Origin of the sequence: Sodalis sp. (in: enterobacteria), assembly GCF_047607725.1 — a bacterium.
GTDB lineage: Bacteria > Pseudomonadota > Gammaproteobacteria > Enterobacterales > Enterobacteriaceae > JBLKSS01.
On the sequence record NZ_JBLKSS010000133.1, the window covers coordinates 14,747 to 17,759 of the forward strand.

Annotated in this window: 4 protein-coding genes and 1 pseudogene; all 5 read right to left on the reverse strand. The window is 55.2% G+C overall.

Annotated features, from left to right (window positions below; translation table 11 throughout):
* Positions 1–142: 142 nt before the first annotated feature.
* Complete coding sequence (gene rplA / locus ACMX3H_RS12270) at positions 143–847, reverse strand: 50S ribosomal protein L1 (RefSeq protein ID WP_415211038.1); 705 nt, start codon at positions 845–847, stop codon at positions 143–145.
* Between the two features lie 3 nt (positions 848–850).
* Positions 851–1,279 carry a 50S ribosomal protein L11 gene (gene rplK, locus ACMX3H_RS12275; protein WP_415211039.1) on the reverse strand — a complete coding sequence of 143 codons (429 nt, stop codon included), beginning with the start codon at positions 1,277–1,279 and terminating at the stop codon, positions 851–853.
* A 143-nt stretch (positions 1,280–1,422) separates the two neighbouring features.
* Positions 1,423–1,968 (reverse strand): transcription termination/antitermination protein NusG, encoded by a 546-nt coding sequence (gene nusG / locus ACMX3H_RS12280; RefSeq protein ID WP_009639145.1) that lies wholly within the window; start codon positions 1,966–1,968, stop codon positions 1,423–1,425.
* A 1-nt stretch (position 1,969) separates the two neighbouring features.
* Complete coding sequence (gene secE / locus ACMX3H_RS12285; protein ID WP_415211040.1) at positions 1,970–2,353, reverse strand: preprotein translocase subunit SecE; 384 nt, start codon at positions 2,351–2,353, stop codon at positions 1,970–1,972.
* Positions 2,354–2,619: 266 nt separating this feature from the next.
* Positions 2,620–3,013 (reverse strand): annotated as a pseudogene (gene tuf, locus ACMX3H_RS12290) (elongation factor Tu); the annotation flags it as partial.

Here is a 3,013-nt window from a genome sequence, read left to right on the forward strand (position 1 = left end):
TGCGGTCTTGGACGGAGGCTTGGATAGGCCAAGCTCCAACCGAAAAAATCTTGGCGTTGCGCCCGCGGTCAAAAGGAAACCGCCCCGGCGAAACTTCGGGCGTCAGATTCTAGACAAATCCAACGCCCGCGTAAAGCAATAATTAAGCGGTCGCCGTGGACAGGCCGCTTTGATCGATTGCTACACCTGCGCCCATGGTGGTGGATAGGCTGACTTTCTTGATGTAAACGCCCTTGGCCTGCGTCGGTTTAGCTTTTTTCAGCGCAACCAGCAGAGCTTCCAGGTTTTCTTTCAATTTGTCAGACTCAAAGTCCACTTTACCGATGGGGGTGTGGATGATGCCGTTTTTGTCGTTGCGATAGCGCACCTGACCGGCTTTGGCGTTTTTAACCGCTTCAGCGACGTTCGGGGTAACGGTGCCGACTTTCGGGTTCGGCATCAGGCCGCGTGGACCGAGAATCTGGCCCAGCTGGCCGACGACACGCATCGCGTCCGGAGAAGCGATAACCACGTCGAAGTTGAACTCGCCTTTTTTGATCTGGTCAGCCAGATCATCCATGCCCACCAGATCCGCGCCGGCGGCTTTTGCCGCTTCGGCGTTGGCGCCCTGGGTGAACACGGCAACGCGAACGCTGCGGCCGGTGCCGTGCGGCAGCACGGTGGCGCCGCGGACGTTCTGATCGGATTTACGTGCATCAATGCCCAGATTAACGGCAACGTCGATGCTTTCGACGAACTTGGCGGTGGCCAGTTCTTTCAGCAGCGCCACGGCTTCGCTGATATCGTACTGTTTGGTGGAATCAACTTTGTCGCGGATGACGCGCATGCGCTTGGTCAGTTTAGCCATTTATTAATCCTCCACTACCAGGCCCATGGAACGCGCGGTACCCGCAATGGAGCGGGACATCGCTTCCACATCGGCACCGGTCATATCAGCCGCTTTGGTTTCCGCGATTTCACGGACCTGAGCGCTGGTCACTTTACCGACATTTTCTTTATTCGGCTTACCGGAACCGGATTTGATGCCCGCGGCTTTCTTCAGCAGCACGGCGGCCGGCGGCGTCTTGGTAACGAAAGTGAAAGAACTGTCGGAATACACGGTGATAACAACCGGAATCGGTAACCCTTTTTCAATGCTTTCGGTTTTGGCATTGAAGGCTTTGCAGAATTCCATGATGTTAACGCCCTGCTGACCCAGGGCCGGACCTACCGGCGGACTCGGGTTTGCCATGCCTGCAGCAACCTGCAGTTTGACATAGGCTTGTACTTTCTTGGCCATGTTGATTTCCTTTAATGGGTGATAGCGCCGGTTAAGGCTCCCCGTGAATAAGCGTTTACGCGCTCAAGGACGCATAAAAACGAAAGGCGCAAAATTTTAGATTAATTTCGCGCCCCGAGCAAGAAGAAATGTGATTAGGGGACTTAGCCTTTCTCGACCTGACCGAAGTCCAGCTCCACCGGCGTGGCGCGACCAAAGATCGACACCGACACCTTCAGGCGGCTTTTCTCGTAGTCCACCTCTTCCACCACGCCGTTGAAGTCGGCGAAGGGGCCATCGTTGACGCGGACCAGCTCGCCCGGCTCGAAAAGGGTTTTCGGCCGCGGCTTGTCGCCGACCTGCTGCAGGCGGTTCATGATGGCATCGACTTCTTTGTCGCTGATAGGCGCAGGACGATCCGAGGTGCCGCCGATGAAGCCCATGACGCGCGGTACGCTGCGCACCAGATGCCAGCTGGCGTCATTCATCACCATCTGCACCAGGACGTAGCCCGGGAAGAATTTACGTTCGCTTTTGCGACGCTGGCCGCCGCGAATTTCAACCACCTCTTCCGTTGGCACCATCACTTCGCCAAACAGCTCTTCCATATCATGAAGTTTGATATGTTCGCGGAGGGACTGCGCTACGCGTCCCTCAAAACCGGAAAACGCCTGAACGACGTACCAGCGTTTTTTTGGAGCTTCGGACATCTTAGAACCTCATGCCAGTAATAAACGATACCACACGGACCAGAATGCCATCCAGTCCCCACAGAATCAGTGACATCACGGCGGTCACCGCGGCGACGATCAACGTGGTATGTAACGTTTCCTGGCGGGTCGGCCAAATCACTTTACGTACTTCAGTACGCGCTTCACGCGCAAACGCAACGGTGGACTTGCCTTTGGCAGTCATCATGACCACACCGCCCGCGATAGCGATAATAAGCACGACAGCCAGCGCTCGCAGGGGTAAGTTGTAATCGCGGTAAAAATAGTTACCGACGATGGCCACGACCAATAGAATCGCGACGACTAACCACTTAACCACTTCCAGGCCGCGCCCCCTTCCTTGAGCTTCGGTATTCGCACTCATAAAAAAAACCTGTCACATAGGATTCAGACAAACAACTTATCAGCCCCGTAAAGATTGAGGCTACCAACCGAAGCATGCTCTGAATTAGCAACAAAACCTCGACGTTTTACGCCGCAGAAGCAAGAGCCCATCTCACCAATGATTATGACCTAAAATCGCTGATGAGATAGGTTCTCTGTCACAGCGTAGAAAAAGGGCATCAAATGATGCCCTTTAACCGCATGTCGCGTCAAATGGTTATTCGACAAATGTCGGCATTTGCCGGCTTAAGCGATAACTTTGGCAACAACGCCGGCGCCAACGGTACGGCCACCTTCGCGAATGGCGAAACGCAAACCGTCGTCCATGGCGATCGGGGCAATCAGGTTGACAACCATCTTGATGTTGTCGCCAGGCATCACCATTTCAACGCCTTCCGGCAGTTCGATGGTACCGGTCACGTCAGTGGTACGGAAGTAGAACTGAGGACGGTAGCCTTTGAAGAACGGCGTGTGGCGGCCGCCTTCGTCTTTGCTCAGGATATACACTTCCGATTCAAACTGGGTGTGCGGCTTGATCGAGCCCGGCTTGGCCAAAACCTGGCCACGCTCGACGTCATCACGCTTGGTGCCGCGCAGCAGCACGCCCACGTTCTCGCCGGCACGACCTTCGTCCAGCAGT

Bases quoted from the DNA above. Each gene is read 5' to 3' on its own strand.
- rplA (WP_415211038.1), bottom strand. From the start codon at position 847: ATGGCTAAACTGACCAAGCGCATGCGCGTCATCCGCGACAAAGTTGAT.
- rplK (WP_415211039.1), bottom strand. From the start codon at position 1,279: ATGGCCAAGAAAGTACAAGCCTATGTCAAACTGCAGGTTGCTGCAGGC.
- nusG (WP_009639145.1), bottom strand. From the start codon at position 1,968: ATGTCCGAAGCTCCAAAAAAACGCTGGTACGTCGTTCAGGCGTTTTCC.
- secE (WP_415211040.1), bottom strand. From the start codon at position 2,353: ATGAGTGCGAATACCGAAGCTCAAGGAAGGGGGCGCGGCCTGGAAGTG.